The sequence below is a fragment of the Streptomyces sp. TLI_171 genome (genome assembly GCF_003610255.1).
Classification (GTDB): domain Bacteria; phylum Actinomycetota; class Actinomycetes; order Streptomycetales; family Streptomycetaceae; genus Kitasatospora.
In genome coordinates this window covers 3,344,014-3,370,940 of sequence record NZ_RAPS01000001.1, presented here as the reverse complement: position 1 = coordinate 3,370,940, position 26,927 = coordinate 3,344,014, and the positions used below count along the sequence as shown (strand labels likewise).

Genomic DNA, 26,927 nt, shown 5'->3' with positions numbered 1-26,927 from the left:
ACCGGGGCCACTTCTTTCACATGATCCGCCATTTGCTCCGGAAGAGGGACTCTCCCCCGGCCCCGAGGAGGGTCGGGAGGCTCCCCCTGCGACGGCGGGCCGCCCTATAGTCGCCCTCATGGCCCCCGCGCACGAACCCGCTCCCGCTGCCGCCCTCGACCCCGCACAGATGATCGCCGAGGCGCGCCGGGCGTTCTTCACGGTCTTCACGATGCTCTGCCTGGTGTGGGTGGTGCAGCTCGCGAACTGGCTGATGGACGAGCGGATCGCGCTGCTGCACGGCATCCGGGCCCGCGACGTGGACAGCCTCGGATACCTGCTGACCGCGCCGTTCCTGCACCTGAACTGGCAGCATCTGGAGGGCAATTCCGGCCCGCTGTTCGTGTTCGGGTTCCTCGCCGCGTACCGCGGGGTGCGCAAGTTCCTCGGACTGACCGCGCTGCTGGTGGTGACCAGCGGCATGGCGGTGTGGCTGTTCGAGCGCGAGGACGTGGTGACCGTCGGCGCGAGCGGCGTGATCTTCGGGTACTTCGGCTACGTGGTGCTGCGCGGCCTGTTCGACCGGAACCTGATCGACTCGCTGATCGGCCTGGTGATGGGCGCCTCCTTCGCCTACATCCTGACCACGGCGGTCCCCGGCACCCCGGGGGTGTCCTGGCTGGGGCACCTGGGCGGCCTGGTCGGCGGCCTGGCGGGCGCCTGGATCTTCCGCGACCGCAGTGCCGCGCGCTCGGCCGCCGCCGTCGCGGCGACCGAGCCGGGCGCGGCCCTGCCGGCGTCGAAGTCCACCGGCGGCGCGCTGGTCAGCCCGCGCGCGGACCTACTGAAGGAGCTCGACGACCTGGGGCTTTAAGCCTGCGCGGCGCGCCGTGGCAGGATCGGGGGGCCATGGTTGCCACTGCTTCGACTCCCGCTCCCGCCGCCCTCCGGGCGCTGCACTCCACCGTCATCGGCTGGTACGAGGCCAACGCCCGCGACCTGCCCTGGCGGACTCCGGACGCCTCGCCCTGGGCGGTGATGGTCAGCGAGTTCATGCTCCAGCAGACCCCCGTGAAGCGGGTGCTGCCCGCCTACGCCGCCTGGCTGGAGCGCTGGCCCACGCCCGCCGCGCTGGCCGCGGACGCGCCCGGCGAGGCGGTCCGGATGTGGGGCCGGCTCGGCTACCCGCGCCGCGCGCTGCGGCTGCACGCCGCCGCCACCGCGATCACCGAGCAGCACGGCGGCGTCGTCCCGGACGAGCACGCGGCGCTGCTGGCGCTGCCCGGGGTGGGGGAGTACACCGCGGCGGCGGTCGCCTCCTTCGCGTTCCGGCAGCGGCACGCGGTGCTGGACACCAACGTCCGCCGGGTGTTCGCCCGCGCGGTCACCGGCGTCGAGTACCCGGCGAACGCCACCACCGCGGCCGAGCGCCGCACCGCCGCCGAGCTGCTGCCCGCCACCGACGAGCGGGCCGCCACCTGGGCGGTCGCCGTGATGGAGCTGGGGGCCCTGGTCTGCACCGCCCGCGGCCCCGAGTGCGGCGCCTGCCCGCTGCGCGCCCAGTGCGCCTGGCAGCTGGCCGGCTGCCCGCCGCACCAGGGCCCGGCGCGCCGCGGCCAGACCTACGAGGGCACCGACCGGCAGGTCCGCGGCAAGCTGCTGGCGGTGCTGCGGGACGCCCACGGGCTGGTCTCCCAGGGCCAGTTGGACGTGGTGTGGCCGGACGCGGTGCAGCGCGCCCGGGCGCTGGACGGGCTGGTCGCCGACGGGCTGGTGGAGCCGGTCGGGCCGGGCACCTACCGGCTGCCGCAGTAGCGACCGGACGCACGACGGCCCGGGACCAGTGGTCCCGGGCCGTCGTGCGTTCAGGGCTGAGCGGTCGTCAGACCGCGCCCTCCAGGGCGGCGTCCGCCTTGGCCTCGGCGGCGGCCGGGCCGCCGCGCAGGGCGACCTCGCGCAGGAACAGCGAGGCGGCGACGGCGATCAGGCTGATCACCGTGCCCCACAGGAAGACGGTGTGCATGCCGTTGGAGATGCCGTGCTGGATCACCGACAGCTGCTCGGGCTGGAGGCCCTTCAGCGAGGCCGGGGTCATCGAGGCGGTGGACTGGCCGCCGTGCATCCCGGCGGCCTCCAGGGTGTCGGTGAGGCGGTTGACGTACAGCGTGCCGAACAGGGCCACGCCGAAGGAGCCGCCGATGGTGCGGAACAGGGTGGCGGAGGACGAGGCGACGCCCATGTCCTTCATCTCCACGCTGTTCTGCGCGACCAGCATGGTCACCTGCATCAGGAAGCCCATGCCGGCGCCGAGCACCACCATGTAGCAGGAGGAGGCGAAGCTGGTGGTGTCCACGGACAGGGTGGACAGCAGCAGCGAGCCGCCGGCCATCACCGCGGTGCCGATGATCGGGTAGATCCGGTACTTGCCGGTCTTGGTGATGGCCTGGCCGACCACCAGCGAGATCACCAGCATGCCGAACATCATCGGCATCAGCAGCAGGCCGGAGTTGGTCGCCGAGGCGCCCTGCACGATCTGCTGGTAGGTGGGCAGGAAGGTGACCGCGCCGAACATCGCGAAACCGACGATGAAGCCGATGATCGAGACCATGGTGAAGTTGCGGTTGCGGAACAGGCTGAGCGGGATGACCGGCTCGGCGACCCGCTGCTCGACGTAGCAGAAGCCGATCAGCGAGGCGACGCCCAGCGCGCCCAGGCCGAGGATCTGCTTGGAGCCCCAGGCGTACTCGTGGCCGCCCCAGGTGGTGATCAGGACCATCGAGACGATGCCGATGGTGAGCAGCGCCGAGCCGAAGTAGTCGATCTTCGCGTTGGAGCGGATCTTGGGGAGCTTCAGCACCACGACGACGAAGACCAGCGCGATCGCGCCGAGCGGCAGGTTGACGTAGAACGTCCAGCGCCAGCTCAGGTGGTCGGTGATGAAGCCGCCGATCAGCGGGCCGCCGACGGTGGCCAGCGCCATGACGGCGGCGAACATGCCCTGGTACTTGCCGCGGTCGCGGGGCAGCACCAGCGCGCCCATGATCGACATCACGCCGACCATCAGGCCGCCGGCGCCCAGGCCCTGAACGGCGCGGAAGGCGATCAGCTGGGTCATGGTCTGCGACAGGCCGGACAGCGCCGAGCCGAGCAGGAAGATCGCGATCGACACCAGGAAGGAGCCCTTGCGGCCGTACAGGTCGCCGACCTTGCCCCAGATCGGGGTGGAGGCGGCGGTGGCCAGGGTGTAGGCCGTGACCACCCAGGACATGTGCTCGGATCCGTGCAGCTCGCCGACGATGGTCGGCATCGCGGTGCCCACGATCAGGTTGTCGAGCATGGCGAGCAGCATGGTGATCACCAGGCCGACCATCACCAGGCGGATCTCGCGCTGCGGGCGCTGCACGAACTCGTCGGTCTGCTTCCCGAGATCGACGGATGGCTCCTCCGGAGCCGCCTCGGACTGCTGGGTTGTCATGGTGCGTCTCTCCCGGGGCGCGAGTGCCGCGGAGCTGCTTCCGCGGCGGTACTTACTTGACGACCGGCTAGTGAATCGCCGTCCGGCACGGTAGGTTGTTCCCCAGCCGGTCGTCAAGCCAGTTTCGAGGCAGCCCCTCTGGGCAGGGAGAATGCCAGCAGAACCGGACCTTGACACCAGTCCCGCTCCCGCTTCACGAGGCAGGCCGCCAGCGATGACCACCACCCAGAGCCCCCGCAGCGACACCAGAGCGCGGATCATCGACGTGGCCCTGGAGTTGTTCGCCGAGCACGGCTACGAGAAGACCTCGCTACGGGAGATCGCCGACCGCCTCGGCGTCACCAAGGCCGCCCTGTACTACCACTTCAAGACCAAGGACGACATCGTCCGCGGCATCGTGGAGAAGATGGCCGCCCCGCTCGACGACGCCATCGCCTGGGGCGAGGGCAAGCCCTGGTCGCCCGAGCTGCGGGACGAACTGCTGCGCCGGTTCGCCGCCGGGATGGGCGAGCGGGCCCCGCTGCTGCGGTTCTTCCACGAGAACCAGCCCGCGCTGCGGGAGTCCGCGGCCGGGCTGGCGTTCAAGGACCGGATGATCCGGATGATCACCCTGCTGCACGGGCCGGAGCCGACCTTCCGCGACAAGCTGCGCGCCACGGTGGCGCTGACCTCCATGCACTCGGCGATGTTCCTGCTCAAGGCCGACCTGTGCGAGCCCGGCCAGGAGTCGATCGCCGGCCCCGGCGTCACGGTGCAGGACGCGATGGAGGCCGCCCTGGAGGTCGCGCTGGAGGTCGCCGCACGCATCGAGCCGTCCGCGCGGTAGGCAGCGGACGGCTCGGGGTTCGCGGGGTGCGGCGGCGGATCAGAAGTTGTTCGCGCCGTGGCCCTTCAGGTAGCCGACCGGGTCGATCACCTTCGCGTACTGATTGGCGGTGCGGATCTCGAAGTGCAGGTGCGGGCCGTGCGAGTTGCCGGTGTTGCCGGACTTGCCGACCTGGTCGCCGGCCTCGACGTGCTGCCCGGCCTTCACGCCCAGCTGGGACAGGTGCGCGTACTGGGCGAACCGGCCGTCGGCGAGCTTCAGCACGATCTGGTTGCCGTAGGCGCCGGCCCAGCCGGCCGAGACCACGGTGGAGTCGCCGACCGCGACCACCGGGGTGCCGACCGAGACCGCGAAGTCGGTGCCGGTGTGGTAGCCGGCCGCGTACGCGGCGTTGGTCTTGTGGTACGGGTTGCTGATCGTCGCGCCCGGGACGGGGGAGGACCAGTCAGGCGCAGGCGCCGGCGCGGGTGCCGGGGCGGGAGCGGGAGCGGGTGCCGGGGCGGGCTGCTCGGCCGCGGGGGCCGGCTGCTCGGCGGCCTGCGCCGGGGCCTGCTGCGCCGGGGCGGCGGCCTGCTCGGCCGGCTGCCCGGCGGCGGGGGCGGCCTGCTCGGCGGCGGGGGCGGCCTGCTCGGCGGCCGGCAGTTCGGTGCGCTGCTCGCCGCGCGAGGCGGCCTCGTCCTGCTGCGGCCGGTCGGCCTGCTGCGCGCCGGTCAGGTTGGCGGCGACCACGGCCTTGGCGGCCTCGGTCTGCTCGCTCTGGTAGGAGACCGGGGCGCCCAGCTGGACGTCGGCCTTCTGCAGGACGAAGCCCTCGGCGGTGAACGCGGAGACGCCCGGCGTGGTCGGGTGCACGGTCTGCGCGGCGGCGTGGCCGCCGGGGATCAGCAGCGCGCCGAGGGCGACCACGGCGGCGCCGGAGGCCATCGCCTTGGCGGGGGAACGGCGGACCGGGGCCAGCACGTCGGCGGACAGCACCGAGCGGGCGTGGCTGGAGCTGATCGACTGGAGAAGCCGGCGGCCGGTGGCGGGGATGGAACGCATCGGGAGTCGGAACCTCACGGACGGGGCCAGCGCGGGGCCGAGCCGCAGTGGCTCGCCGAACTGGTGCAACGACTCCGGTGTAAACGACCCGGATGCGAAGGCCCAAGAGTGTGACCTACGACGGCCGGTAGTGCGGATGGCAGGCGGAAGGTCCCCCCGAGGCATCGGACAAACCGGCTGTTTGCCCACGAAACCTCCTATCGTGGGTCGTACTTCCCGAACGGCCTGTGACCATCGCCACCGGCGGACGGCCGGTTTGGTCCCGAACCAGCCCGGGTACAACCGGCTTTCGAGCCAGCTGCACCATCCGATCCACCCAACCGTCGGAGATGATCAGCTGATGAACGACACCCCTGTTCCGGACCGCCGGTTCACCGCGCGCCGCCAGGCCGACCGCCTGCTGTCCGGTCTCCGCCCCCAGACCGTCCGCGAAGCACTGGCCGACCTCGCCGCGCTCGCCGACGGCCCCCACCCGCTGGACGAGCCCACCGACAAGTACGGCGACGGCATCGTCCGCACCCTGGAGCGCCGGGTCGCCGACCTGCTCGGCAAGCCCGACGCGGCCTACTTCCCCACCGGCACGATGGCCCAGCAGGCCGCCCTCAAGGGCTGGGCCGACACCCACGGCCCGGTGGTGGCCATGCACCCGCTCGCCCACCCCGAGGTCCACGAGCGCCGCGCCCACCAGGTGCTGTCCGGGCTGCGCACCGTCCCGCAGACCGCCGACCCGCGCCAGCCCACAGCCGCCGAACTGGCCGCCCTGGACGAGCCGTACGACGTGCTGATGCTGGAGCTCCCGCTGCGCGACGCCGGCTTCCTGCTGCCCAGCTGGGAGGAGCTGACCACGCTCTACGACCTGGCCGCCGAGCAGGGCCGCCCGGTCCACCTGGACGGCGCCCGGCTCTGGGAGTCCACCTCGCACCTGGGCCGCCCGCTGCCGGAGGTCTGCGCCCGGGCCGGCTCGGTGTACGTCTCCTTCTACAAGTCGCTGGGCGGCCACAGCGGCGCCGTGGTGGCCGGCGAGGTGGAGTACGTCCGCCGGATCAAGGTCTGGCGGCACCGCTACGGCGGCAAGCTCTGGCAGCAGTGGCCCGCCGCGCTGTCCGCGCTGGCCGGCCTGGACCGCGAGCTGCCCCGGCTGCCCTCGTACGTGGCGCACGCCAAGCAGGTCGCCGCGGCGCTGGCCGAGGCCCCCGGCGCCCGGGTGAACCCGGAGCCGCCGCACACCCACCAGTTCCAGCTCTGGCTGCCGCACCCCGCCGAGCGGCTGAACGAGGCCGGCCACCGGCAGGCCGAGGAGCAGGGCGTCTCGCTGTTCGGCGGCTGGTGGGAGCCGGGCCCGCTGCCGGGCCTGTCGATGACCGAGGTGACCGTCCAGGCCCACGCCCTGGAGTGGAGCCCCAAGGAGGTCACCGAGGCCATGGAGGGCTTCCTGGCCCTGCTCTGACCCGGCGTCAGGGCGGCCCGACGGGGCGGCAGGAACGCGAAGGGCCCCGGCGGTTCGGAAACCGCCGGGGCCCTCGCTGTTGCCACTACCGGGTCTGCGTCACTTCACGGGCTTGACGTAGACCAGGGCCTCCAGCTCGTTGTGCGACTGCCACAGCACCTGGATCTGGGTCTTGGTGTCGGGCACCTGCACGCTGCTGTACGGGTTGTCCGCGTTCCAGTACTTGGTGGTGTGGTCGTTGAAGACCGTCACCCCGCGGGAGCTCGGAACCTTGGTGAGCACGTCGGCCTTGTGGACCTGCAGGCCGTCGGTCCGGTCGAAGCCGAAGGTGGAGTCGTAGCCCTGCAGGCGCGGACGCATCAGGGTGCCGTCGGACCACTTCAGCGTGTCCGGGTGGGAGTCGATCGGGAGGATCAGACCCTGGCCCGGGTGGTTCGCCACGTTGTTGTCCGTCTGCGAGGAGTCCCACAGCCAGATCAGGATGCCGTTCTGGTTGGCGTAGTGCTCCACCCAGTTCGGCTTGGCGGCCGAACCGAACAGGTACGGGCCGGTCTTCAGCGTCGAGTCGTAGCTGATGTACTGGCGGTTCTCGACCAGGTAGTGCTGGTCGTAGTCCTTGGAGAACTTGCCGGTGATCCGGGAGAACCCGGCGGCGGTCCAGCCGTTGTCGCCGTTCTCGGCGCCGTCGGTGAACAGCGCCGCGCCGTCCGCGGTCACCGCGATGTCGTCCAGGGCCAGGCCCTTGTAGTGGACGCCGCCGTCGGTGGTGTTGTGGAAGCGGACCTTGACGGCCTTGCCGGCGTAGGCGTTCAGCGAGAAGGACAGGTCGCCCCACGCGCCGTTCGAGGTGCCGTTGATGGCGTTGTCCGGAAGCGCGGTGCCGTTGAAGGTGCCGGCCAGCGCCGTCCAGTTCGCGCCGCCGTCGGTGGAGACCTCGGCGTACGCGTAGTCGTAGTCCGTCTCCAGCTCGTACCAGGCCTTCGCGGTCAGCGTGGCCGAGGTCTTGCCGGTCAGGTCGACGTCGCGGGTCAGCGAGACGTTCAGGTCGTCGTTGCTGCCGCTCCACCACTCGTTGGCGCCCGCGAACGGGGTGTTGATCTCGGTGGTGACGGTCTTCTTGGGCAGGTCGATGAGCAGACCCTGCTTGCGCTTGTTGTTGTACTCGACCGGGCCGAGCAGGTGCAGCGAGGACTGACCCGCCTTGGCGGTGTCGTAGTCCAGCCAGCCCAGCTTCAGCTTCGACCAGATGTCGAGGTCGTTCGGCATGTCGCCGATCTCGTTCTTGCCCTCGCCCAGCCAGGAACCGGAGGACATGATCGACCAGAAGCCGACCGAGTTGTCGATGCCGGTGCCGGAGGTGTCGTACAGGTCCGGCAGACCGAGGTCGTGGCCGTACTCGTGCGCGAACACGCCCAGGCCGCCGTTCTCCGGCTGCATGGTGTAGTCGCCGACCCACAGACCGGTGACGCCGATCTGGGTGCCGCCGAGCTTGTTGTTGTCCGGGCCGGTCTTGCCGGCCTGGTTGGCGTACGCGTAGGAGCGGTGCGCCCACAGGGCGTTGGTGCCCTGCACGCCGCCGCCGGCCGACTGGTCCTCACCGGCGTGGACGATCTGGAAGTGGTCCAGGTAGCCGTCCGGCTCGTTGAAGTTGCCGTTGCCGTTGTAGTCGTAACGGTCCCACTGGTCGTACTGCGCCAGGTCGGCCTTGATCTGGGCGTCGGTGCGGCCCTTGGCCTTCTGGTCGGCGACCCAGGCGTTGATGCCGTCGCGGATCAGGTCCTGCGCGTTGGCGCAGACGTGCTGGCCGCAGTAGTCCGAGCCGTAACGGGCCTCGTTCCACGGCACCTTCACCCAGTCGGTGACCAGGCCGTCGACCGAGTACCGACCCGAGGACTGGCGCTCGTAGTAGGTCTTCAGCGAGGGCTTGTTCGGGGAGAAGTACAGGTCCTGGTAGTGCTGCTGGTTGTAGTCCGCCTGCCAGGCCGTCGAGTTGTTGGTGGCGCGGTCCGGAGCGGCGATCTGGTTGTTCGCCGGGCCGGGCTCGCCGCCGTACTTCACCTTGCCGTCGGCGGTGGTGGTGGTGTTGTCCACCTGGTCGCCGAAGTCGACGAGGATGGTGAAGATCTTGTCGGTGCGCTCACGGGACAGTTCGACGTACTTGTCGCGGCCCAGCTTCACCGAGGAGCCACTGCCGTGCTTCTCGACCTTGGCGGTGCCGTTGACCAGCTGCTCTATCGCAGCCTTCTGCTCGGCCTGCTGCTTCTCGGCCAGCGGGCTCTGCAGCTCGCGGGGAACGCTGTCGTTCTGCGCAGCGTCGGCCGGGTCCTTGACGACCGGGGTCACAGGAGCGGCGGTGGCCGTTCCCGGCAGCATGCCGGCGCCCAGCGCGGCGGTCACCGCGATGGCGGCGGAAGCCGCGAGAGCCCTCTTGGTTATCTTCAACGTGGTGACGTCCTCCCCTAACCGGCGCGGCTGATGGCCCGAACCGGTGAACCAATGCAAGACAGGTGGACGACATTTGACCCAAGGTCCGGTAAAAAAGAAAGACCTTGACCATGGCATGGTCACGCCGCTATGCTCCGGCAACTCAGATCATCTGACGGACTGTCAATCTACCTTTCCGGCCTGTCGCTGCCGGGTCGGTCGCACCCGCACCACGCCGGAGCTCACCCGTTCGGCATCCCGCGCCCCCGGATTCACACCACACGGAAACCTAAACAGTTTTTCAACTGAAAAGCGGGACGCGAAAAAGCCGCCGCCCCCGGCCTGATCAGGTCGGGGGCGGCGGCTTGCGACGCGCTTTGCGGCGCTATTACTTCGTCAGATCCGGACCGGTCGCCGAGACCGCCGCCGGCGTGTCCGCCACCGGGGTCTTCTCCTCGCCGCGGAAGGTGAACTTGGCTTCCTTGCCCTCGCCCTCCACGCCGACCACCACGATGTGGCCGGAGCGCAGCTCACCGAACAGGATCTTCTCGGACAGGTGGTCCTCGATCTCCCGCTGGATCGTGCGGCGCAGCGGACGGGCGCCCAGGATCGGGTCGTAACCGCGCTTCGCCAGCAGGCTCTTCGCCTCCGCGCTGAGCTCGATGCCCATGTCGCGGTCCTTCATCCGCTGGTCGACCCGGGCGATCATCAGGTCGACGATCTCGATGATGTTCGCCTCGGACAGCTGGTGGAAGACCACGATGTCGTCGACGCGGTTCAGGAACTCGGGGCGGAAGTGCTGCTTGAGCTCCTCGCCGACCTTCGCCTTCATCCGCTCGTAGCCGGCCTGGACGTCGCCCGTGGCCGCGAAGCCCAGGTTGAAGCCCTTGGAGATGTCCCGGGTGCCGAGGTTGGTGGTCATGATGATGACCGTGTTCTTGAAGTCCACGACCCGGCCCTGGGAGTCGGTCAGGCGACCGTCCTCCAGGATCTGCAGCAGCGAGTTGAAGATGTCCGGGTGGGCCTTCTCGACCTCGTCGAAGAGGACGACCGAGAACGGCTTGCGGCGCACCTTCTCGGTGAGCTGGCCGCCCTCCTCGTAGCCGACGTATCCGGGCGGGGAGCCGAACAGCCGCGAGACGGTGTGCTTCTCGGAGAACTCGGACATGTCGAGCGCGATCAGCGCGTCCTCGTCCCCGAACAGGAACTCCGCCAGGGTCTTGGACAGCTCGGTCTTACCGACGCCCGAGGGGCCGGCGAAGATGAACGAGCCACCGGGGCGCTTCGGGTCCTTCAGACCGGCGCGGGTGCGGCGGATCGCCTGGGACAGCGCCTTGATGGCGTCCTCCTGGCCGATGACCCGCTTGTGCAGCTCGTCCTCCATGCGCAGCAGGCGCGAGGACTCCTCCTCGGTCAGCTTGAAGACCGGGATGCCGGTGGCGGTGGCCAGGACCTCGGCGATGAGCTCCTCGTCCACCTCGGCCACGACGTCCATGTCGCCGGCCTTCCACTCCTTCTCCCGCTTGGCCTTCGCCTGGAGCAGCTGCTTCTCGTTGTCGCGCAGCGACGCGGCCTTCTCGAAGTCCTGCGCGTCGATCGCGGACTCCTTCTCCCGGCGCACCTCGGCGATCTTCTCGTCGAACTCGCGCAGGTCCGGCGGCGCGGTCATCCGGCGGATGCGCATCCGGGAACCGGCCTCGTCGATCAGGTCGATCGCCTTGTCCGGCAGGAAGCGGTCCGAGATGTACCGGTCGGCCAGGGTGGCGGCGGCGACCAGGGCGGCGTCGGTGATCGAGACCCGGTGGTGCGCCTCGTACCGGTCGCGCAGGCCCTTCAGGATCTCGATGGTGTGCGGGAGCGAGGGCTCGGCGACCTGGATCGGCTGGAAGCGGCGCTCCAGCGCGGCGTCCTTCTCCAGGTGCTTGCGGTACTCGTCCAGCGTGGTGGCGCCGATGGTCTGCAGCTCACCGCGGGCCAGCATCGGCTTCAGGATGGAGGCGGCGTCGATCGCGCCCTCGGCGGCGCCCGCGCCGACCAGGGTGTGCAGCTCGTCGATGAACAGGATGATGTCGCCGCGGGTGCGGATCTCCTTGAGCACCTTCTTCAGGCGCTCCTCGAAGTCACCGCGGTAGCGCGAGCCGGCCACCAGGGCGCCGAGGTCCAGCGTGTAGAGCTGCTTGTCCTTCAGCGTCTCCGGGACCTCGCCCTTGACGATCGCCTGGGCCAGGCCCTCGACGACCGCGGTCTTGCCGACGCCGGGCTCGCCGATCAGCACCGGGTTGTTCTTGGTGCGGCGGGACAGCACCTGCATGACCCGCTCGATCTCCTTCTCGCGCCCGATCACCGGGTCGAGCTTGGCCTCGCGGGCGGCCTGGGTGAGGTTCCGGCCGAACTGGTCGAGGACCAGCGAGGTGGACGGGGTGCCCTCGGCGGGGCCGCCGGCCGTGGCCGACTCCTTGCCGCTGCCGGTCTGGTAGCCGGACAGCAGCTGGATCACCTGCTGGCGCACCCGGTTCAGGTCGGCGCCCAGCTTCACCAGGACCTGGGCGGCGACGCCCTCGCCCTCGCGGATCAGGCCGAGCAGGATGTGCTCGGTGCCGATGTAGTTGTGGCCGAGCTGAAGGGCCTCGCGGAGCGACAGCTCCAGCACCTTCTTCGCCCGGGGGGTGAAGGGGATGTGACCGGACGGGGCCTGCTGGCCCTGGCCGATGATCTCCTCGACCTGCTGGCGGACCGCCTCGAGCGAGATGCCGAGGCTCTCCAGCGCCTTTGCGGCGACACCCTCGCCCTCGTGGATCAGGCCCAGGAGGATGTGCTCGGTGCCGATGTAGTTGTGGTTGAGCATCCGGGCTTCTTCCTGTGCCAGGACGACAACCCGCCGCGCGCGGTCGGTGAACCTCTCGAACATCGTTAATCGCTCCTCAGAGCGGTCGGTCAGTTCGGGGGCCGTCCCCGCCCTGTCCTTCCGCATGCTAGTCCCGCTCAGCAGCGCGGCTACGGAACTCCCACGGAGCGGGAGCAACATGCTGCGCGACCAGCCGACACCTTTCCCAACCTGATGCTGGGAGACGGTGTTCCCAGCGGCGGGCCCGATGCACCGGATACCGCTACGCCAACGGCGAACACGGGTCGGTGGAACCGGTCGACCGGCCCCGCGAAGTGCTGCGGCCGGGCTCCTTCGACCCCGTCCACCAGCATTCATACCCGGTAATGCGGCGGGTTTCGCGTGGTTTCCCGGGGGTGTGTGTTCGCCTGGCGAGAAGTCGGCCGACCCGGCACCCGGGGTGACGGATCATCAGGTCGGCCGCAGGTGACGTACCGCCATCCCGGTGGCGGTCGCGTGACCGCGTCGGTCCCTCCAGCGTTGCACAGGTCGTGACCCGCCCGCTGCCGCTCGACGCGGTCGCACCCCGTGCGACCGCCGAGTTCTGGCGCGGGTCGGACCGGATGACCGCGCCGGTGCGGCCCGCGCTGGCCGCGCTCGGCCGGCTGGAGCGGCTGGGCCGCACCACCGGGCCGGTGCTGCGGCACGGCGGCCGGGCCGTGTTCCTGCTCGCCCCCGGCACCGCCGAGCCGGTGCCCGACCTGCTGGGCTGGCTCGGCTGGGGTCCCGAACTGCGGCTGCCCATCGACGCGGTCGCGGCGCACCCGGGAGACCCCCGGGTGCCCGAACCGCGGACCGCCGACTGGCTGCGGGCCGGCACGCGACGGCCCGCACTGGACCTGCGCTCGCCCGACCTGCTCTGCCTGCTCGACGCCCTGGCGGACGCCTGCGCGCGGGAACGGCTGGGCCTGCCGCCCGCGCGGTGACCCCCGACGGGGTCAGGACGCGTGGGCCTTCTCGTAGGCCTCGCGCACGTTGCTCGGGACGCGGCCGCGGTCGTTGACCGGGTGGCCGTTCTCCTTCGCCCAGTTGCGGATCTTGGCGGTGTCGGCCGTGCCGGCGGCCGCGGCGCGGCCGGCGCCCCGGCTGCTGTTGCCACCGCGGCGCGGGGCGGTCAGCCGGCCGCTCTGCTTGCGGCCCTTCTCGACGTACGGGGCCAGCAGGCCGCGAAGCTTCTCCGCGTTGTCGCTCTTCAGGTCGATCTCGTAGGCCACGCCGTCGAGGGCGAACGTCACCGTCTCGTCCGCGGATCCGCCGTCGAGATCGTCTTCCAGAATGACCTGAACCCTCTGTGCCACGGGCTTCCCTTTCCGCGATAACGGTCCATTGCCTAGAGAAAGGAAAGCGCCTTTTCCCGGAAAACACAAACCCCTGTGTGGCCCGTCGCGTCCGCGGGCATGTCTCAGAGGTGCAGCAGCATGCGCGAGTTGCCCAGCGTGTTCGGCTTCACCCGCTCCAGGTCGAGGAACTCGGCGACGCCTTCGTCGTACGAGCGCAGGAGTTCTTCATAGACTTCTGTGGCCACGGCCGCCGGGTCTGCCGTACGATCGTCGTTTTCGCCGATCTCCACGAAGCCGTGTTTCGAGAAGAACGTCACCTCGAACGTCAGGCAGAAAATCCGACGGACGCCGAGCCAGCGCGCGGTCTCCAGCAGCTTCTCCAGCAGCAGGTGGCCGATACCGAGCCCCTTGCACACCGGATCGACCGCGAGGGTGCGCACCTCGGCGAGGTCTTCCCACATCACGTGCAGTGCGCCGCAGGCCACCACGCGGCCGTCCTGGTCGCGTTCGGCGACCCAGAACTCCTGGACGGATTCGAACAGTGTGACGGTCGGCTTGTCGAGCAGAATGCCGTCCCGGGAGTACGCGTCGATGAGCCGACGGACGGCGCGCACGTCAGTGGTCCGCGCACGGCGGATGGTGACCTCCATGCCGGGGAACGTTATCGTGCCGCGGGCGGCCGGGTCTCCTCGGTATCGACGCCGGCGACCCGCAGTGCGTCGCGCAGCCACTCGCGCTGTTCCGGCGACATCATCCCGAAGAAGTGCACCAGTGCGGCCGCGGGATTGTCGCTCGTCGCCCAGGCGTCGTTCATCAGCGCGGCGGTGTACGCCTCGCGGGAGGAGACCGGCTCATAACGGTATGCGCGGCCGGCGCGCTCCCGGCGCACCCAGCCCTTTCGATACAGCTTGTCAAGCACCGTCATCACGGTGGTGTACGCGATTTCGCGTTCCGACCGCAGATCGTGCAGAACCTCCCGAACCGTGACCGGGCGGTTCCACTGCCAGACCCGGGTCATGATGTCGTTCTCGAGTTCTCCGAGTTGCCGCACCATAGTGCCGCCAAGGATAGGACCGATGCGGACAAAAGGCGGCAAACGACAAACGCGACGGCGCGCCGCTCCCCGGGAGGGGGGAGCGGCGCGCCGTCGCGGACGCGCTATTCGGCGGGGGAACGCGTCGCCATGGCCTCGGCCGCGGCGTCCTCCTTGGCCTTCTGGGCACCGCCCTGGCTGCGGATGATGGCCCGCACCAGGAAGGCGAAACCGATCGCCATGACCAGCGGCGGGACGATCGCGCTGACGTACTCCATCGCCTACTCCTCGGTGTTCTCGTCGGCGGTGTCGGCCGCGTCGGCCTTGTCGCCCTTGGCGGCCTTCTCCGGCTTCACCAGCGGGAAGAGCACCGTCTCGCGGATGTTCTTGCCGGTGAGCAGCATGATCAGGCGGTCCACGCCCAGGCCGAGGCCGCCGGTGGGCGGCATCGCGTACTCCAGGGCGCGCAGGAAGTCCTCGTCCAGCTGCATCGCCTCGACGTCGCCGCCGGCCGCCAGCAGGGACTGCGCGGTGAGGCGGGCGCGCTGCTCGACCGGGTCGATCAGCTCGGAGTAGGCGGTGCCGATCTCGGTGCCGAAGATCACCAGGTCCCACTTCTCCGCCACGCCCTCGATCGAGCGGTGCCGGCGGGTCAGCGGGGAGACCGAGGTCGGGTAGTCCTTGATGAAGGTCGGCTTGATCGCGTGGTGCTCCAGCAGGCGCTCGATCAGCTCCAGGACGATCTGGCCGTGGTCCCAGTTCGGGTCCAGGTACTCGTCCAGGCCGTGCTCCTTGGCCAGCGCCCGCAGCTCCTCCACGGAGGTGGCGGGGGTGACCTCGGTGCCCAGGTGCGCGGAGATGCCCGGGTAGACCGAGACCTCCTGCCACGGCTCGGCCAGGTCGATCTCGTGCTCCACGCCGTCCGGGCCGAGGCCGCGGACCACGGTGGTGCCCAGCGCGTCCCGGGCGGCGTTGACGATGATCGCCCGGATCAGCTCGGCCTGGGTGTCGTAGTCGCCGTACGCCTCGTACGACTCCAGGGCGGTGAACTCCGGGTTGTGGGTCGCGTCGGCGCCCTCGTTGCGGAAGTTCCGGTTGATCTCGAAGACCTTCTCGGCGCCGCCGACCACCAGGCGCTTGAGGTACAGCTCGGTGGCGATGCGCAGGTACAGCTCGATGTCGTACGCGTTGATGTGCGTCTTGAACGGGCGGGCGTTGGCGCCGCCGTGGATCGGCTGCAGCATCGGGGTCTCGACCTCGAGGTAGCCGCGGTCCTCGTAGGTGCGGCGGATCGAGCGGATCACCTTGGTGCGCAGCTGGAGCATCTCGCGCGCCTCGGGGTTCACGATCAGGTCCACGTAGCGCTGGCGGACCCGGGCCTCCGGGTCGGTCAGGCCCTTGTGCTTGTCCGGCAGCGGGCGCAGGCACTTCGCGGTGAGCTCCCAGCGGTCGACCATCACGCTCAGCTCGCCGCGCTTGGAGGTGATCACCTCGCCCTCGACGCCGACCTGGTCGCCGAGGTCGATGTCGGTCTTCCAGGCGGTCAGCCGCTCCTCGCCGAGCTTGTCGAGGGAGAGCATCACCTGGAGGTCGCCGGAGCCGTCGCGCAGCGTGGCGAAGCAGAGCTTGCCGCCGGTGCGGGCCAGCACCACCCGGCCGGTGACGCCGACCCGCTCGCCGGTCGCGGTGTCCGGCGCCAGGTCGGGGTGCTTGTCGCGCAGCTCGGCGATGCTGGTGGTGCGGGGGAAACCGACCGGGTACGGGTCGATGCCGGCCGCCCGGAGCCGGTCCAGCTTCTCGCGCCGGACGCGCATCTGCTCGGGAAGGTCGTCGGTCGCGGGGAGAGTGCTCTGATCGCTCACCCCACCAGGGTATCGAGGCTCACGCCCTGCTCCGCCACGGGATATCGCGTCCTGCGCCTCGCCCCCCCGGACAGGCCGGAGCCCCGGGCCGCCGTACGGGCGGCCCGGGGCTCCGGACGGTGCGTCAGCTGTGCGTGCCGCGCCGGCGGCGGGCGGTGACGGCGATCACGCCGCCGCCCAGCACGACGGCGCCGATGCCCAGGCCGAGCAGGGTGCCGGTGCCCTGGCCGCCGCCGGTGGAGGCCAGACCGGAGCCCGCGTACGCGTTCTGGGTTGTGGACCCCGTGGCGCCGGGCGTGGCGGAGGCGGAGCGGGAGACGCCGGCGGACGGCGACCCGGAGGAGGCCGGCGTGCCGGACCGGCCGCCGGTCGGCTGGTCGCTCGGGCCGGTCGACGGGGTGCCACCGGCGTGGCCGGGCGCGCTGCCGAGCGCCAGCGAGACGGTGTTGTTGGCGTTCTCGCTGTCGAAGTTCAGCGGCTGGACCTTGTTCTCCCAGGCCTCCCAGGCGGGGGTCAGGCTGATCGTCGCCTTGCCGCCGGCGGCCGGGTCGGCGACCGCGAGCGGCAGCGCGAAGGACTCGTCGCCGCCGTTCGGCACCCACATCCCGGTGTTGCAGGCCAGCACGTCCGGCTTGTCGGTCAGCGGGCGGCAGTCCGCCGGCAGGCCGCCGGCGACGGTGACCCCGGCGGGCAGCTGGACCAGCACCGCGGCGATCGGCTCGCCGCTGCGCAGGTAGCCGACCGAGGCCGGGCCGCCGTTGTGCGCGCTGACCGTCAGGGTGCCCTTCTTGCCGCCGTCGGTCGGCGCCCAGGCGCCGTGGGCGGCGAAGTCCGCGTGGCTGTCGGCGGTGTACTGGACGATCACCGAGTCCTGCGGGTACGGGCTCACGTTCGGCGGACCGGGCTTGGCGTCGGCGCTCTCCGGCAGGCCGACGGTGAGCCGGGCGCCGGTGCCCGACGCGGGCGTGAAGTCGTAGCCGCGGCTCATCCACTCGAAGCCGGTGGTCCCGTTCGGCGAGACGGTGAACTGCACGTCCGTGTAGAGCGCGTCCGCGTCGAGGCCGAGCGCCATCGGGTCGACGGTGACCGTCTGGCCGGGCTTGACCGAGGTGTTGACGGTGCAGATCGCCGCCGCGGTGCCGCCGAAGGGCCGGGCGCTGTCCCGGCTGGTGCCGTACGAGCAGTTGGCGTAGTGCTGCTGGAAGTTCATCCCCGGGGAGAGCACGGCGGCGAGCACCAGCTGCCCGCTCTCCAGGGTGCCGTTGTTGGTGACCTCCAGCGGCGGCTGGACGGTCGAGCCGGGCTTGACGCCGGTGACGTTGTCGAGGCCGCCCTTGAACTCCAGCTTGGGGCCGCCCGCGTACACCGCGACGTCGGCGGAGACGGGCGCGCCGCCCTTCCACGACTCGGAGATCGTCAGGTGGCCGGCGAGGCCCTGGGGCGCGCCCTTGACCGCGGTCAGCGTGGGCTGGAACTGGTACTGGAGGTCGGGGTGCTGCGGGTTCCAGTAGTTGTGGACGGTGCAGGTGTACACCTGCCCCTGCGCGGTGCACTTCTGACCCCAGGAACCGTCGGGGACGAAGGTCGCGATTCCGCTCAGACCGGTCGCGTCGTAGGTGATGACGAGGTCGCCCTCGCCGGACGTCGTGCCGGTGGCGTTGACGATCAGTTGGACGGCGGTGGCGGCGCCGCTGTCCGGCGCGGCCGGCAGCGAGAGTGCGGACGGGACGTCCAGGTGGACCGCGTCCGCGGCGTGCGCCGGCAGGGCGGTAGCGCCGAGGGTGACGGCGGCCAGGGCGGTGGCAAGCCCGAGCGTACGGGAGCGCGAGGTGCGCATGATCCCCCCATGGTTCGTGTGCACGTTCTGTGCGAGCCGACCCTAGGGGCTGGATCCGGTCACCGGATTGGCTGGAATCGGACAGTTCGGGGCAGGATCGTTCGTATCAACCCCACATCTTCGCCGAATCGTTAAGGAGCCCCCTCCGAGGGAGGGGGCTCCTCTTGACGGGCGGTCAGCCGTCGGTGCCGGTGGCGAGTTCGGGGTGCTGGTCCTCGTCGGACGGGGGTTCCGGGTGGGGGGCCGGGCGGGTGCGGCGGCCGAAGAGTTCGGCGGGGGTGGGCATCCGGCGCGGGCGGGGGCGGTCGGCCGGGGGCTGGGGCTGCTGGTCGCTCATGGGGAACCGTCCTCCAACAGGGGTGGCGGGCTGGGGTTCGGACGCCGGGTTCGGCACGGCCGCGAGGTGGCGCTGCCCGGAGCCGAGCGAGAGGCGCTCGCGCACCTCGGCCTCGGCGAGCGCGTGGCAGCGCCCGGCGAGCCGGGAGCGGCGGGCGTGCTCGTGCTGGCCGCACGGCTGGCGGGACAGCGAGCGCAGCGCGGACAGGTCCTCGGCGGTCGGCAGGTAGCCGTCGGCGACGGCCTCCTCCAGGCGCTCCAGGTAGCCGCCCGCGCTGCCGGGCAGCGCGGCGCGGTAGCGGGCGAGGTCGGCGAGCAGGAAGGCGCGCAGCCGGCCGCCCTCCTGCACCGCTTCGTCGATGGCCTCGGTCAGGCGAAGCGCGTCCTGGACGTCCTCGGCCCACAGCTCGTCGGCGGTGGGCATCGGGAGCCGGTCGGGGGCGGCCGGGTAGAGGGCTTGGGCGAGGACACGGCGCAGCACCCGGACTTCATCGGCGCTGAAGGCCATGCCGCCGCGCGATCCGTGTGGCGTTGGCATGGATCGACAGTACGTGGCGTACGTCCGACTTATGGCGATTGATGACGTGTTTGTCCCGATTGGCCTATGAGATGGTGCATCTGATGAGGCGTCGACCGGCGGCGCGGGTCAGGCCGTGGCGGGACGGTTCCGCTCGAAGATCATCCGCAGGCCGATCAAGGTCAGCCACGGCTCGTGCACGTCGATCGAGTCGGCCTCGCCGAGCACCATCGGGGCCAGGCCGCCGGTGGCGATCACCTGGACGTCGTTCGGGTCCTTGGCGAGTTCCTTCGCCATCCGGTTCACCAGGCCGTCGACCTGCCCGGCGAAGCCGTACAGGATGCCCGACTGCATGCCCTCGACCGTGTTCTTGCCGATCACGTTCCGCGGGCGGGCCAGCTCGATCTTGCGGAGCTGGGCGCCCCGGGCGCCGAGCGCCTCGACCGAGATCTCGATGCCGGGGGCGATCGCCCCGCCCACGTAGTCGCCGCGCGCGTTGATCGCGTCGAAGGTGGTGGCCGTCCCGAAGTCGACCACGATGCACGGGCCCCCGTACAGGTGGTTGGCGGCCAGCGCGTTCACGATCCGGTCCGCGCCGACCTCCTTCGGGTTGTCCATCAGCACGTGCACCCCGGTCTTCACGCCGGGCTCCACGATCACCGCCGGCACGTCCCCGTAGTACCGGCGGGTCACCTCGCGCAGCTCGTGCAGCACCGCCGGCACCGAGGAGCAGATCGCGATGCCGGCCACCCGGTCGTCCGCCGAGACGATCGGGTGAGCGCCCATCAGCCCCTGCAGCAGCACCGCCAGTTCGTCGGCGGTGCGGCGCGGGTCGGTGGAGATCCGCCAGTGCTCGACGATCTCCTCGCCGTCGAACAGGCCGAGCGTGGTCTGGGTGTTGCCGACGTCGATGGTGAGGAGCATGGGGCGCTTTCTGCTTCGAAGGGTCAGGAACTGCGGAGGTCCAGGCCGATGTCCAGGATCGGCGAGGAGTGCGTCAGGGCCCCGACGGCCAGGTAGTCGACACCAGTCTCCGCGACCTCGCGCGCCGTGGCCAGGGTCAGGCCGCCGGAAGCCTCCAGCTTCGCCCGGCCCGCCACCAGCGCCACCGCCTCGCGCAGCTGCGCGGTGGTGAAGTTGTCCAGCAGGATCAGGTCCGCGCCGGCCGCCAGCACCGGGGCGATCTGCTCGACGGTGTCCACCTCGACCTCGATCGGGAGGTCCGGGAACGCCTCGCGGACCGCGGTGAACGCCTCGGCGACGCCGCCCGCGGCCACCACGTGGTTGTCCTTCACCAGCGCCGCGTCGGAGAGCGACATCCGGTGGTTGGCGCCGCCGCCCGCGCGCACCGCGAACTTCTCCAGCGCGCGCAGGCCCGGCGTGGTCTTGCGGGTGTCGCGGACCACGGCCCCGGTGCCCGCCAGGGCGTCCGCCCAGGCGCGGGTCGCGGTCGCGATGCCCGACAGGCGGCAGAGCAGGTTCAGCGCGGAGCGCTCGGCGGTCAGCAGGTCCCGGGTGCGGCTGCGGACGGACAGCAGCACCTGACCAGCCTCGACCCGCTCGCCGTCCTCGACGTGCCGCTCGACCTCGAACTCCTCCTCGCAGACCAGCGAGACGACCGCCTCGGCGACCCGCAGGCCCGCCACCACGCCGGCCTGACGCGCCGTGAAGTCCGCCGTCGCCACCGCCTCGGCCGGGACGGTCGCCACCGAGGTGACGTCCTCCCCGCCCGCGAGGTCCTCGGACAGGGCCATCATCGCCACGTCCTCCACCTCCACCGGGTCCAGGCCGGCGTCCTCCAGCAGGGCCGCGAGCGCCGGGTCGAGCCCGGTCTCGTACTCCTCGCCTTCACCGCACGCGCAGCCGTCGCCGCAACCGTCGGACTCGGCGGACAGGAGGGGGAGTTCGGAGTGGGACATGGTGACGGGGCTCCAGGTTTCGGCGGTACGGGAGGGGCTGACGCAGCGTCAGACCGCGAGCGGGTGGACCACGTGGCGGTGCCAGTGGGCGTCGTCGCGGTCGGGAAAGTCCTCGCGCCAGTGGCAGCCGCGGGTCTCCTCGCGGAGCGCGGCGGCGGCGGTGAGGGCGGAGGCGACCTGGTGCAGGTTGGTGGCCTCCCAGGTCTCGACCGAGGGCGAGGCGGGGCGGGACAGGTCGGTCAGGGCGGCCAGGCCCTTCGCGGTGGCCGTGAGCGAGTCCGCGGAGCGGATCACGCCCGCGCCGGTGGACATCAGCTGCTGGATCGCCTCGCGGGACTCGGCGGCCAGCAGCGGCACCGGGGTCGCGGCGGTGGCCGCGTCGGAGGTGACGGTGCGGGCGGGCAGCCGGCCGGCCGCGGCCAGCCCGGCCAGGTCGGCGACGATCCGTTCGGCGAACACCAGGCCCTCCAGCAGGGAGTTGGAGGCCAGCCGGTTCGCGCCGTGGACGCCCGTGCAGGCGACCTCGCCGCAGGCGTACAGGCCCGGGACGGTGGTGCGGCCGTGCAGGTCGGTGCGGACCCCGCCGGAGGCGTGGTGGGCGGCCGGGGCGACCGGGATCGGCTCGGTGACCGGGTCGATGCCGTGCGCGCGGCAGGCGGCCAGGATGGTCGGGAAGCGGTGCTCCCACATCTCGGCGCCGAAGTGCCGCCCGTCCAGGTACATGTGCTGGGCGCCCTGGGCGTGCATCCGGCGGATGATCGCCTTGGCCACGATGTCGCGCGGGGCCAGCTCGGCCAGCTCGTGCTGGCCGACCATGAAGCGCACCCCGTCCGCGTCCACCAGGTGCGCGCCCTCGCCGCGGACGGCCTCGGAGACCAGCGGCTGCTGGCCCTGCGCGTCCGCGCCCAGGAACAGCACCGTCGGGTGGAACTGGACGAACTCCAGGTCGGTGACCTCGGCGCCGGCCCGCAGGGCCAGCGCGACGCCGTCGCCGGTGGAGACCGCCGGATTGGTGGTGGCCGAGAACACCTGGCCCATGCCGCCGGTGGCCAGCACCACGGCGCGGGCCAGGATCGCGCCGACGCCGTCCCGCTGGCCCTCGCCCATCACGTGCAGGGTGACGCCCGCGGCGTGGCCGTCGGCGTCCGTCAGCAGGTCCAGCGCGAGGGCGTGCTCGATCAGTTCGAGGCCCGGATCGGCCTCGACCGCGGCGACCAGGGCGCGCTCGATCTCGGCCCCGGTGGCGTCGCCGCCGGCGTGCGCGATCCGGCGGCGGTGGTGACCGCCCTCGCGGGTCAGCACGATCTCGCCGTCCTCGTCGAGGTCGAACTCGGCGCCGACCTCGATCAGCCGGCGCACCGCGTCCGGGCCCTCGGTGACCAGGGTGCGCACCGCCTCCTCGTCGCACAGGCCCGCGCCCGCGACCAGGGTGTCCTGCAGGTGCTGCTCGGGGGTGTCGCCCTCGCCGAGGGCGGCGGCGATGCCGCCCTGGGCCCAGCGGGTGGAGCCCTCGTCCAGCACTGCCTTGGTGACCAGCATGGCCCGCAGGCCGGCCTTGCGGGCGTTGAGCGCGACGGTGAGTCCGGCCACGCCGGAGCCGACCACGACCACGTCGGTGCTCGTGGTCCAGCCGGGGGCGGGGGCGGTCAGGCGGTGCGACATGGGTTCAGCTGCTCCTTCAGTGCGCGGCGGCGTCGGCCGCGCCGTTCGCACCACGGTACGCGGCGTCCCCGCGCAGCAGTCCGCTGCCCTCGGGGGCGTCCGCGGGGTCCCCGCCCATGCCGGTGATCCGGTTCTCCCCGTCGACGAACACCACCTTCGGGAGGTACGCCTTGGCCTCGGCGGTGTCCATCTGCCCGTAGGCGATCAGGATCACCAGGTCGCCGGGGTGGACCAGGCGCGCCGCGGCGCCGTTGATGCCTATGACGCCGGAGCCGCGCGGCCCGGCGATGGTGTAGGTCTCCAGCCGGGCGCCGTTGTTGATGTCGACGATGTGGACCAGCTCGCCGGGGAGCAGGTCCGCGGCGTCGAGCAGGTCCTCGTCGACCGTCACCGAGCCGACGTAGTGCAGGTCGGCCTGGGTGACGGTGGCGCGGTGGATCTTGGACTTGAGCATGGTGCGGAACATGGGTCACGCCTCTCTGAGTGCATGCCTGGGGACTGCTGAACTGCCTATCGGACGATGATGCCCACGTTGTCGATCAGCCGGGTCGAGCCGACCTTGGCCGCGACGGCGAGCACCGCCTCGCCCCGGAAGTCGTCCGGCGCCTCGGTGAAGGACAGCGGATCGATCAGGGCGAGGTAGTCGAGGGAGATGCCGTCCGCGCCCTCCAGCACGGCGGCGGCCGCCGCGCGGACGGCTGCGGGGCCCTGCGCGCCGGCGTCCCGGCCGGCGAACAGCGCGCGGGACAGGGCGAGTGCCTGGGCGCGCTCGGCCTCGGACAGGAAGCTGTTGCGGGAGGACAGCGCCAGGCCGTCCTCCTCGCGGACGGTCGGGACGCCGACGATCTCCACGTCGAAGTCCAGGTCGGCCACCATCCGGCGGATGATCGCCAGCTGCTGCGCGTCCTTCTCGCCGAACACCGCGAAGTCCGGGTCGGTGATGTGCAGCAGCTTCGCCACCACGGTGAGCATGCCGTCGAAGTGACCCGGGCGGGACGCGCCCTCGAAACCCTCGCCCATCGGGCCCGCCGAGAGCCGTACCAGCGGCTCGCCGTTCGGGTACATCTCGTCCACGGACGGGGCGAACACCACGTCCGCGCCCATCTCCTCGGCGAGCGCGAGGTCCGCGTCCAGGGTGCGCGGGTAGCGGTCCAGGTCCTCGCCCGCGCCGAACTGCAGCGGGTTCACGAAGACCGTCACCGCGACCCGGCCGTCCTTGCCGACCTGGCGGCGGGCCTCCCGCACCAGCGCCGCGTGGCCCTCGTGCAGCGCGCCCATGGTCATCACCACGGCGTTGTCCACCGGCTGCTCGTCCGGCCAGAACGCCGCCTCGAACTCGTCCACGGTGCGGGTCAGCACCGCCTTGTGGACCTTCGCCGCCTTCGGGGCCTTCGCCGGGCGCCTGTCGCGTGCCATCAGTGCTTCTCCTCGTTCAGTACGTCCAGCAGCGCCGCCGCCGGTTCGGGCTTCAGCGAGCCGTTCGCCACCGCCCGCTGCGCGGTGGCCTTCGCCATCGCCCGGTAGGCCTGGCCGATGTCCGGGGTCACCGTAGCGAGTTGGCCCAGGTGCTTGCGCACCGTCCCCACGTCGCCGCGGGCGACCGGGCCGGTCAGCGCCAGATCGCCGGAGCGCAGCGCGTTGTCCAGGGCCGCGCCGAGCAGCGGGCCGAGCATCTGGCCGGGCTCCTGGACGCCGGCCGTGCGGAGCAGCTCCATGGCCTGGGCGACCAGCGTGACCAGGTGGTTCGCGCCGTGCGCGAGCGCCGTGTGGTAGAGCGGGCGGACCTCCTCGGGGATCCACGCGGGCTCGCCGCCCATCTCGACGACGAGCGCCTCGGCGACCGGGCGCAGCTCCTCCGGGGCGGTCACCCCGAACGGGCAGCCGGCCAGCCGGGCCACGTCCACGGACGTGCCGGTGAACGTCATCGCCGGGTGCAGCGCCAGCGGCAGCGCGCCCTTGCGGGTCGCGGGCTCCAGCACGGCCACGCCGTGCGCGCCCGAGGTGTGGACCAGCAGCTGGCCCGGGCGGACGGCGTCCGTCGCCGCGAGGCCGCTCACCAGGTCCGGGAGCGCGTCGTCCGGCACGGTGAGCAGGACCAGGTCGGCCGCCGCCATCACCTGAGGGGGCGTCACCAGGCGGACGCCCGGCAGCAGGGCCTCGGCGCGGCGGCGGGAGGTGGCGGAGACGCCCGAGGCCGCCACCACGCGGTGGCCCGCCAGTTGCAGGGCCGCGCCCAGGGCGGGGCCCACGCGGCCGGCGCCCACCACGCCGACGGTCAGCCGGGCGGGGCGGTTTCCGGGGTCGGAGGGGTCTCCGAAGTCGTCGTGCAGCACTCTTCGCGTTCCAGTCCTCGACGGGTACCAGACGTACCGGTCAATGGTACGGGGTGCGGAGGTGCTGCTTCCGTGCCCGCCCACCCACCCGCCCACCCGTTGCCCGCCGGCGACGGGCGGGCGGCGGAGAGCGGCCGTGGTGGGGTCAGGGCGTTTCGCCGGCGCGGACGAGGCCGTTCTCGTAGGCGAGGACGACGGCCTGGACGCGGTCGCGGAGGCCGAGCTTGGCGAGGATGCGGCCGACGTGGGTCTTGACGGTGGCTTCGGAGAGGGTGAGGCGGGCGGCGATCTCGCCGTTGGAGAGGCCCTGGGCGACGAGGAGGAAGACCTCGCGTTCGCGTTCGGTGAGGGGCGCGAGGATCGCGGAGCCGGGCGCCGAGGAGGGGGTGGGGAGGACCTCGGCGAAGCGGTCGATCATGCGGCGGGTGGTGGTGGGGGCGACCACCGCGTCGCCGCCGTGCACGGCGCGGATCGCGGCGACCAGCTCGGTGGGCGGCACGTCCTTGAGCAGGAACCCGGACGCGCCGGCCTTGAGCGCGGCGAAGGCGTACTCGTCCAGGTCGAAGGTGGTGAGGATGAGCACCTTGGGCGCACCCTCGACCGGGGTGCCGCGGTCGTCGAGGCAGATCCGGCGGGTGGCCTGGACGCCGTCGAGGCGGGGCATCCGGACGTCCATCAGGATGACGTCGACCTCGGCGGTGCGGAGCACGTCGACGGCCTGCTGGCCGTCGCCGGCCTCGGCGGCGATCTCGATGTCGCCCTGCGACTGCAGGACCATCCGGAAGCCGGTGCGCAGCAGTTCCTGGTCGTCGACCAGCATCACGCGGATCGGCATCGGTCGGGTCTCCTTCATTTGGACACTCTGAGGGGGAGGACGGCCCGGATCCGGAAGCCGCCGCCGGGCCGCGGCCCGACGTCGAGGCTGCCGCTGACCATGCCGACGCGTTCGCGCATGCCGATCAGGCCGTGGCCGAGGCCGTCGGCGCCGCCGTCGACCTGTTCGCGGGTGGAGCCGCGGCCGTCGTCCTCGACCAGGACTTCGAGGTCGCCGTCCCGGAAGTCGACGGCGACCTTGGCGTGGGCGTCGGGGCCGCCGTGCTTGCGGACGTTGGTGAGGGCTTCCTGGACGATCCGGTAGACCGTCAGTTCCAGCCCGCGGGGGAGTTCGCGGATTTCGCCGGTGGCGCTGAACTCGACCGGCAGGCCGGCGGTGCGGACCTGGTCCAGCAGGTCGGGGAGCTCTTCGACGCCGGGCTGCGGGACGTACTCCTCGGCGGTGCCGGCGGTGCGCAGCACGCCCAGCAGGCGGCGCATCTCGGCGAGCGCCTGCCGGCCGGTGGAGGCGATGGTGCCGAGCGCCTCCTTGGCCTGCTGGGGGGAGGAGTCCAGGACGTAGGCGGCGCCGTCGGCCTGAACGATCATCACCGACACGTTGTGGGCGACCACGTCGTGCAGTTCGCGGGCGATCCGGGCGCGTTCGGCGGCGACCGCGACCTTGGACTGGGCGTCCCGCTCGCGTTCCAGCCGGGCGGCCCGGTCCTCCAGTTCGACCAGGTAGGCGCGGCGGACCCGGGTGAGCCGGCCCCACGCCCAGCAGAGCACGAACGGGGTGGTCATCAGCGCGGCCAGGAACACCGCCTTGGTGGTGTCGCCGCGTTCGGTCGCGGGGGTGAGCCGCCACAGGGTGAGCGGGCCGGCCGCCACGCTGGCGGCGATGGCCAGCCGGGACGTCCAGGGCCGGCCGAACGCGGCGCCGGTGTACCCGAACACCAGGTAGGCGATGCTCGACGCGTTGGGCTCGATGCCGCCGGCCACCTGGCCGAGGCCGAGGGCGACCGCGGCGGCGGTGGTGGCGTCCGGCCAGCGGCGGCGGACCACCATCAGGGCGGGCAGCACGATCGCGATCGCGACGCCGGTGTAGTGCTTCCAGGACGGCATCGCCGGGCCGTCGGGCGGACCGGTCGACTCGACCGCCGCCAGCAGGCCCAGGGCCAGCACCAGCAGCGCCCAGGCGGAGTCGACCACCATCGGGTGTCTGCGGAGCCAGGCGTTGAGTCGGTGCACGGTTCCAG

General features: G+C 71.8%; 24 protein-coding genes. 5 read left to right on the top strand and 19 right to left on the bottom strand.

The annotated features are described in order from the left end of the window. The first annotated feature begins 118 nt into the window (after nucleotides 1-118). On the top strand, nucleotides 119-853 hold the full coding sequence (locus BX266_RS15355) for a rhomboid family intramembrane serine protease (protein ID WP_099900251.1): 735 nt from the start codon (nucleotides 119-121) through the stop codon (nucleotides 851-853). A 35-nt stretch (nucleotides 854-888) separates the two neighbouring features. Then, nucleotides 889-1,794, top strand: a complete 906-nt coding sequence (locus BX266_RS15350) for an A/G-specific adenine glycosylase (RefSeq protein ID WP_099900249.1) — start codon at nucleotides 889-891, stop codon at nucleotides 1,792-1,794. Nucleotides 1,795-1,861: 67 nt separating this feature from the next. Here BX266_RS15350 and BX266_RS15345 read toward each other — a convergent pair whose 3' ends face one another. After that, nucleotides 1,862-3,454, bottom strand: coding sequence for an MDR family MFS transporter (locus BX266_RS15345; RefSeq protein ID WP_099900247.1), 1,593 nt, complete (start codon nucleotides 3,452-3,454; stop codon nucleotides 1,862-1,864). A 214-nt stretch (nucleotides 3,455-3,668) separates the two neighbouring features. Here BX266_RS15345 and BX266_RS40860 point away from each other — a divergent pair, with 214 nt between their 5' ends. Next, nucleotides 3,669-4,280: a TetR/AcrR family transcriptional regulator gene (locus tag BX266_RS40860; RefSeq protein WP_099900245.1), complete on the top strand. Its 612-nt coding sequence runs from the start codon at nucleotides 3,669-3,671 to the stop codon at nucleotides 4,278-4,280. 39 nt (nucleotides 4,281-4,319) lie between these two features. Here BX266_RS40860 and BX266_RS15335 read toward each other — a convergent pair whose 3' ends face one another. After that, nucleotides 4,320-5,321: a M23 family metallopeptidase gene (locus BX266_RS15335; RefSeq protein WP_143686933.1), complete on the bottom strand. Its 1,002-nt coding sequence runs from the start codon at nucleotides 5,319-5,321 to the stop codon at nucleotides 4,320-4,322. A 340-nt stretch (nucleotides 5,322-5,661) separates the two neighbouring features. On the opposite strand from BX266_RS15335, the gene BX266_RS15330 reads away from it, so the two are divergent. Beyond that, nucleotides 5,662-6,768, top strand: a complete 1,107-nt coding sequence (locus BX266_RS15330) for a low specificity L-threonine aldolase (RefSeq protein ID WP_099900241.1) — start codon at nucleotides 5,662-5,664, stop codon at nucleotides 6,766-6,768. Between the two features lie 99 nt (nucleotides 6,769-6,867). Here BX266_RS15330 and BX266_RS15325 read toward each other — a convergent pair whose 3' ends face one another. Both BX266_RS15325 and BX266_RS15320 read right to left on the bottom strand, forming a co-directional pair. Next, nucleotides 6,868-9,141: an immune inhibitor A domain-containing protein gene (locus tag BX266_RS15325; protein ID WP_099907904.1), complete on the bottom strand. Its 2,274-nt coding sequence runs from the start codon at nucleotides 9,139-9,141 to the stop codon at nucleotides 6,868-6,870. Between the two features lie 439 nt (nucleotides 9,142-9,580). Then, nucleotides 9,581-12,100 (bottom strand): ATP-dependent Clp protease ATP-binding subunit, encoded by a 2,520-nt coding sequence (locus BX266_RS15320; RefSeq protein ID WP_099900240.1) that lies wholly within the window; start codon nucleotides 12,098-12,100, stop codon nucleotides 9,581-9,583. A 467-nt stretch (nucleotides 12,101-12,567) separates the two neighbouring features. Between BX266_RS15320 and BX266_RS15315 the strand changes: the two genes are divergently transcribed. Next, the gene (locus BX266_RS15315; RefSeq protein WP_099900238.1) at nucleotides 12,568-13,002 is read left to right on the top strand and encodes a hypothetical protein; all 435 of its coding nucleotides are present in this window, start codon (nucleotides 12,568-12,570) and stop codon (nucleotides 13,000-13,002) included. 12 nt (nucleotides 13,003-13,014) lie between these two features. Here BX266_RS15315 and BX266_RS15310 read toward each other — a convergent pair whose 3' ends face one another. From BX266_RS15310 to BX266_RS15245, 15 genes are all read right to left on the bottom strand, one after another. After that, on the bottom strand, nucleotides 13,015-13,374 hold the full coding sequence (locus BX266_RS15310) for an Lsr2 family protein (protein WP_099900236.1): 360 nt from the start codon (nucleotides 13,372-13,374) through the stop codon (nucleotides 13,015-13,017). 104 nt (nucleotides 13,375-13,478) lie between these two features. Next, a complete protein-coding gene (locus tag BX266_RS15305; RefSeq protein WP_099900234.1) occupies nucleotides 13,479-14,006 on the bottom strand; it encodes an amino-acid N-acetyltransferase in 528 nt (175 codons plus the stop codon). Nucleotides 14,007-14,017: 11 nt separating this feature from the next. Next, nucleotides 14,018-14,410 (bottom strand): BlaI/MecI/CopY family transcriptional regulator, encoded by a 393-nt coding sequence (locus BX266_RS15300; protein WP_099900232.1) that lies wholly within the window; start codon nucleotides 14,408-14,410, stop codon nucleotides 14,018-14,020. Nucleotides 14,411-14,514: 104 nt separating this feature from the next. After that, nucleotides 14,515-14,667, bottom strand: coding sequence for a hypothetical protein (locus BX266_RS38620; protein WP_180290497.1), 153 nt, complete (start codon nucleotides 14,665-14,667; stop codon nucleotides 14,515-14,517). Nucleotides 14,668-14,670: 3 nt separating this feature from the next. Beyond that, on the bottom strand, nucleotides 14,671-16,251 hold the full coding sequence (gene lysX, locus BX266_RS15295) for a bifunctional lysylphosphatidylglycerol synthetase/lysine--tRNA ligase LysX (RefSeq protein ID WP_099900230.1): 1,581 nt from the start codon (nucleotides 16,249-16,251) through the stop codon (nucleotides 14,671-14,673). Between the two features lie 124 nt (nucleotides 16,252-16,375). Continuing rightward, nucleotides 16,376-18,088, bottom strand: coding sequence for a hypothetical protein (locus BX266_RS15290; RefSeq protein ID WP_099900228.1), 1,713 nt, complete (start codon nucleotides 18,086-18,088; stop codon nucleotides 16,376-16,378). A 175-nt stretch (nucleotides 18,089-18,263) separates the two neighbouring features. Continuing rightward, the gene (locus tag BX266_RS15285; protein ID WP_099900226.1) at nucleotides 18,264-18,962 is read right to left on the bottom strand and encodes a hypothetical protein; all 699 of its coding nucleotides are present in this window, start codon (nucleotides 18,960-18,962) and stop codon (nucleotides 18,264-18,266) included. A 108-nt stretch (nucleotides 18,963-19,070) separates the two neighbouring features. Then, a complete protein-coding gene (locus BX266_RS15280) occupies nucleotides 19,071-19,865 on the bottom strand; it encodes a type III pantothenate kinase (protein ID WP_099900224.1) in 795 nt (264 codons plus the stop codon). Between the two features lie 23 nt (nucleotides 19,866-19,888). Then, the gene (gene nadC / locus BX266_RS15275; RefSeq protein ID WP_099900222.1) at nucleotides 19,889-20,860 is read right to left on the bottom strand and encodes a carboxylating nicotinate-nucleotide diphosphorylase; all 972 of its coding nucleotides are present in this window, start codon (nucleotides 20,858-20,860) and stop codon (nucleotides 19,889-19,891) included. A gap of 48 nt (nucleotides 20,861-20,908) precedes the next feature. Further along, complete coding sequence (locus tag BX266_RS15270) at nucleotides 20,909-22,522, bottom strand: L-aspartate oxidase (protein WP_099900220.1); 1,614 nt, start codon at nucleotides 22,520-22,522, stop codon at nucleotides 20,909-20,911. A gap of 16 nt (nucleotides 22,523-22,538) precedes the next feature. Next, on the bottom strand, nucleotides 22,539-22,988 hold the full coding sequence (panD, locus tag BX266_RS15265) for an aspartate 1-decarboxylase (RefSeq protein ID WP_099900218.1): 450 nt from the start codon (nucleotides 22,986-22,988) through the stop codon (nucleotides 22,539-22,541). A gap of 44 nt (nucleotides 22,989-23,032) precedes the next feature. Next, nucleotides 23,033-23,938: a pantoate--beta-alanine ligase gene (panC, locus tag BX266_RS15260; RefSeq protein ID WP_099900216.1), complete on the bottom strand. Its 906-nt coding sequence runs from the start codon at nucleotides 23,936-23,938 to the stop codon at nucleotides 23,033-23,035. Then, nucleotides 23,938-24,855: a Rossmann-like and DUF2520 domain-containing protein gene (locus tag BX266_RS15255; protein WP_399169691.1), complete on the bottom strand. Its 918-nt coding sequence runs from the start codon at nucleotides 24,853-24,855 to the stop codon at nucleotides 23,938-23,940. Before BX266_RS15255 ends, panC begins: the two co-directional genes overlap by 1 nt. A gap of 145 nt (nucleotides 24,856-25,000) precedes the next feature. After that, complete coding sequence (locus tag BX266_RS15250; RefSeq protein WP_099900214.1) at nucleotides 25,001-25,690, bottom strand: response regulator transcription factor; 690 nt, start codon at nucleotides 25,688-25,690, stop codon at nucleotides 25,001-25,003. 14 nt (nucleotides 25,691-25,704) lie between these two features. Continuing rightward, nucleotides 25,705-26,919 carry a sensor histidine kinase gene (locus BX266_RS15245; RefSeq protein ID WP_099900212.1) on the bottom strand — a complete coding sequence of 405 codons (1,215 nt, stop codon included), beginning with the start codon at nucleotides 26,917-26,919 and terminating at the stop codon, nucleotides 25,705-25,707. Nucleotides 26,920-26,927: the final 8 nt, after the last annotated feature.